The sequence below is a fragment of the Oscillochloris sp. ZM17-4 genome (genome assembly GCF_019599295.1).
In the GTDB taxonomy this organism is placed as follows: domain Bacteria; phylum Chloroflexota; class Chloroflexia; order Chloroflexales; family Chloroflexaceae; genus Oscillochloris.
In genome coordinates this window covers 55,306-59,885 of record NZ_JAIEWN010000037.1, presented here as the reverse complement: position 1 = coordinate 59,885, position 4,580 = coordinate 55,306, and the positions used below count along the sequence as shown (strand labels likewise).

The 4,580-nt window shown below is 69.2% G+C and carries 2 protein-coding genes and 1 pseudogene; all 3 read left to right on the top strand.

Annotated features, from left to right (window positions below):
• Nucleotides 1-2,461: helicase-related protein (locus K2Z83_RS21245; RefSeq protein WP_220597194.1), on the top strand; the 2,461-nt coding region annotated here is incomplete at its 5' end.
• A gap of 48 nt (nucleotides 2,462-2,509) precedes the next feature.
• Nucleotides 2,510-2,884, top strand: coding sequence for a GxxExxY protein (locus K2Z83_RS21240; protein WP_220597193.1), 375 nt, complete (start codon nucleotides 2,510-2,512; stop codon nucleotides 2,882-2,884).
• Nucleotides 2,885-3,034: 150 nt separating this feature from the next.
• Nucleotides 3,035-4,580, top strand: a pseudogene (locus K2Z83_RS21235) (hypothetical protein); the annotation flags it as partial.

Genomic DNA, 4,580 nt, shown 5'->3' with positions numbered 1-4,580 from the left:
CGAGCTGCTTGACCGGGGCGAGATCAGCCGGCTCACCGTGCTCTGCCCGCCCCACCTCTGCGACCAGTGGCAGCGCGAGCTGGCGGAGAAGTTTGCCCTGGAGGCCACCGTGGTGCGCTCCAGCACCGCCGCCGCGCTGGAGCGCAGCCTGCCCCGTGGCGATGTGAGTGTCTGGGAGCACTTCCCGATCACGGTGGCCAGCATCGACTACGTGAAGAGCGACCGCCGCCGCGACAGCTTCCTGCGCGCCGCCCCCGAGCTGGTGATTGTGGACGAGGCCCACGCCGCCGTCGGCATGGGCGGCAGCGCCGCCCAGCAGCAGCGCTACGAGCTGGTGCGCGAGCTGACCACCGCGCACGTTGAGCGCCATCTGATCCTGCTCACCGCGACGCCGCACTCGGGCGTGGAGGACGCCTTCACCAGCCTGCTCGGTCTGCTCGACCCGCGCTTTGGGAAGCTCGACCCCAGCAAGCTCAGCGAGCCGGAGCGCGATACCCTGTCCCGCTACTTTGTGCAGCGCCGCCGTGGCGATGTGCAGCGCTGGCTTGGGGCAAGCGATGTGACGCCCTTCCCCGTCCGTGAGTCGGCGGAGGTGACATACACGATACCCCGCACCTCGGCCTATCGCACGCTCTTCGACGAGGTCTTCACCTTCACCAAGGAGCTGATACAGGAGAGCGGGCTCGGCACCAGCCAGCGCGTCTGGCGGCAGCGCGCCCGCTACTGGGCGGCCCTGGCCCTGCTGCGCTGTGTGATGAGCAGCCCCGCCGCCGCCGAGAAGGCCCTGCGCCTGCGCGCCGCCGGGATGGAGGATGTTGAGCCTGCGGGTGATGGGGGCGAGAGCGAGGAGCTGCTGCGTGGCTATGTCTACGACCCGACCGACCAGGAGGGGGCGCAAGACCAGGAGCCGAGCAGCATTGTGGCGCAGGGCAGCCCGCCAAGTGAGCGCGCCCGGCTCAGCCGCTTCGCTGCCCGCGCCGCCGAGCTGCGCGGCAAGGATGACCCGAAGCTCCAGCGACTGATCCAGGTGACCGGCGACCTGCTGCGCGACGGCTTCAACCCGATTATCTACTGCCGCTACATCGCCACGGCCGACTATGTCGCCGCCGAGCTGAGCAAGAGCCTCGGGCGCCAGGCTGGCCTCCGTGTGCTGTCGGTCACGGGCGAGCGCTCTGAGGAGGAACGCGAGGCGCTCATCGCCGAGCTGGAGGCGAGCCCGCGCCGCCTACTGGTCGCCACCGACTGTCTCAGCGAGGGCATCAACCTCCAGGGCGGATTCGACGCCGTGGTCCACTACGACCTGCCCTGGAACCCGAACCGCCTGGAGCAGCGTGAGGGGCGCGTGGATCGCTATGGCCAGCGCCGACCGACGGTGCGCACCGCCTTGCTCTACGGCCAGGACAACCCGATGGACGAGGCGGTGATGAAGGTGCTGCTGCGCAAGGCGGTGCGCATTCATAAGACCCTCGGTATCACCGTGCCCCTGCCGGTGGAGAGCGGCACGGTGGTCGAGGCCCTGATCGCGTCGCTCTTCCAGCCCACCGTCGAGCAGCTGGCCCTGTTCGACACCGCCCGCCAGATGACGCTGCTGGACGCGGCCCACGAGGTGCGCGATGTCGAGACGGCCTGGGATCGGGCAGTGGAGCGCGAGCAGGAGAGCCGCACCCGCTTCGCCCAGCGCCGGATCAAGCCCGAGGAGGTAGCCCGCGAGCTGGAGGAGACCGACGCCGTGCTTGGCGATGCCGCTGCGGTCGAGCGCTTTGTCACCGCCGCCTGCGCCCGCCTTGGTGCTACCCTCACGCCGCGGAAGGGCGGGGTGCTGAGCCTCAGCCTCGGCCAGCTGCCAGAGCCAGTCCGCGAGCGCGTCGCGCACCTGGGCGGAAAGAGCGGCGAGGTCGCGGTGTCGTTCGCCGACCCTGCGCCTGAGGGCGTAGAGAGCCTGGGGCGCAACCACCCGCTCGTGGTCGCCCTCGCCGAGTACCTGATGGAGACGGCCCTGGCCCCCGATGGCGTCGAGCCCATTGCCGCGCGCTCCGGGGTCATCCGTACCCGCGCGGTGCCGAAGCGCACGCGCCTGCTCTTGCTGCGGGTGCGGATGCTCATTGAGAGCGCCCGCCAGCGCGCCCCATCCCTGGCCGAGGAGCTGGTCGTGGTTGGCTTCAGCGGGCAGCCCGCCGCCCCCGCATGGCTCAGCCAGCCCGACGCCCTCGCGCTGCTGGAGCAGGCCCAGGCCGCCGCCAATCTCACGCCCGACGAGCGCGCCATTGCGCTCAGCGCCGCCCGCGACGAGCTGCTCCCGCTTGCCAGCGAGCTGAGACGGGTCGCCGAGGAGCGAGCCGCCCACCTCCGCGAGTCGCATATGCGCGTGCGCGCCCAGACCGGCGGCGGCGCGATGCGCGTGCGCCCAGCTGGCCCGCCTGATGTGCTTGGCCTGTACGTGCTGCTACCAAGCATGAGCTAATCACAGAGGCCGGGCCGAGTTCACCACAGAGACACAGAGACACAGAGGATGGATGAACAAGCACAGCTTACCCATACCATTATCGGCGCGGCAATCGAAGTTCATCGTGCCCTGGGGCCGGGCCTGCTTGAGTCGGCGTACGAAGAGTGCCTCTGCCATGAGCTTGGCCTGCGCCGACTGGTCTTCCAACGGCAGGTGCCTCTCCCGCTCACCTACAAAGGCGTCAACCTCGATTGCGGCTACCGGCTAGATCTTGTCGTTGCACAAACGGTTCTGCTAGAGCTGAAAGCTGTCGAGCAGATTCTCCCTATTCACGAGGCGCAGCTCCTCACGTACCTGCGCCTGAGCGAGATGAAGATTGGCCTGCTGATCAACTTCAACGTCCCGGTTCTCAAGCAAGGCATCGTCCGTCGCGTTCTCTAAAAACTCTGTGCCTCTGTGCCTCTGTGGTGAATATGAGCAAGCCACCACAGAGGCACAGAGACACAGAGGCCGGACACTAATATAAAAACTCTGTGCCTCTGTGCCTCTGTGGTGAACCTTCCGGCCTTTCTACCGTTGTGGTGAATACCTATGCCCCACACAACCATCGTCACCGAGGGCGGGCTGCTGCCCAGCGATATCCTCGACGCGGTCGCCGCCGGCGAGCTGGTCGGCCAGCGCCCCGAGGACTTCGGCCTGGAGCGCACCCGCAATCTCTCCGACCGCATCTCGGCGGCGTGGCAGGCCGCGCGCGGCCAGTGGGCGCTCTTCCAGTCATACCTGGCCGACCTGCCCGCCGGCGAGACGGCCACCTCGGAGACCCGCGAGCAGTGGGTGCTGCCGCTGCTGCGCGTGCTCGGCTACCAGCTGGCCCGCAACCGCAGCGCCTACGTCGTCCAGGGCCGTACCTACGCCATCTCCCACCGCGCCGGCGAGGCCGATGATACGCCGCCTGTGCATATCGAGAGCATCCGCAACAGCCTCGACGCCCGCCCGCCCTCGGGTCGCCCGCGCCTCTCGCCCCACGCCCTCGTGCAGGAGTACCTCAACAGCACCGAGCAGCTCTGGGGCATTGTCACCAACGGCGAGCGCCTGCGCCTGCTGCGCGACTCCTCGCGCTTCACCCGCCCGACCTATGTCGAGTTTGACCTGCGCGCGATGCTGGAGGGCGAGAAGTTCTCCGAGTTCGCCCTGCTCTACCGCCTGCTCCACCGCTCGCGTATGCCCGTGGGCGCCGATGATGCCGCCGCATGTCTGCTGGAGAAGTACCACCAGCAGGCCGTCGAGGCCGGCGGCCGCGTGCGCGAGGGTCTGCGCGATGGGGTGGAGTCGGCCCTGAAGCTGCTCGGCGACGGCCTGCTGCGCCACCCGGCCAACGCCGCGCTGCGCGCCAAGCTCGTGCGCGGCGGCGCGGAGGGCGACGGCGACGGCAGCCTGACGCCGCTCGGCTACTACCGCCAGCTGCTGCGCCTGGTCTACCGCCTGCTCTTCCTGATGGTGGCCGAGGAGCGCGGCCTGATCGCGACCGCCAATGACGAGGATGAGGGCGACATCCTCTCGCCCGCCGCCTACCGTCCCGCGCCCGACCGACGACTCGCCATCTACCGCGAGCACTACAGCCTGGGCCGGCTGCGCCGCCTGGCTGAGACCTCCGGCACGGGCCGTGGCTCCTACACCGACCTCTGGGCCGGCCTGCTGACGACCTTCCGCCTGCTTGAGGGCAGTGACGAGGTCGCCCCGCGCCGCCTCGGGCTGGCCCCGCTCGACGGCGATCTCTTCAGCGATGCTGCCTGCGCCGCCCTGACCACGGATACCCACCTGACCAACCGCGAGCTGCTGGCCGCCGTGCGCGCCCTCTCGCTCTACCGCGAGAAGGAGAGCAAGGCCCTGCGCCGCGTCAACTACGGCGCGCTCGACGTGGAGGAGCTGGGCAGCGTCTACGAGAGCCTGCTCGACTATCGCCCGGTGATCAGGGCTGAGGGCGGAAGGCTGAGGGCTGAGGGCTCAGGGCTGAGGGCTGAGGGCTCAGGGCTGAGGGCTGATGCTCCGATCACATCAGCCCTCAGCCCTCAGCCCTCAGCCTTCTTCGACCTCGTCGCCGGCACCGAGCGCAAGACCACCGGCAGCTACTACACCC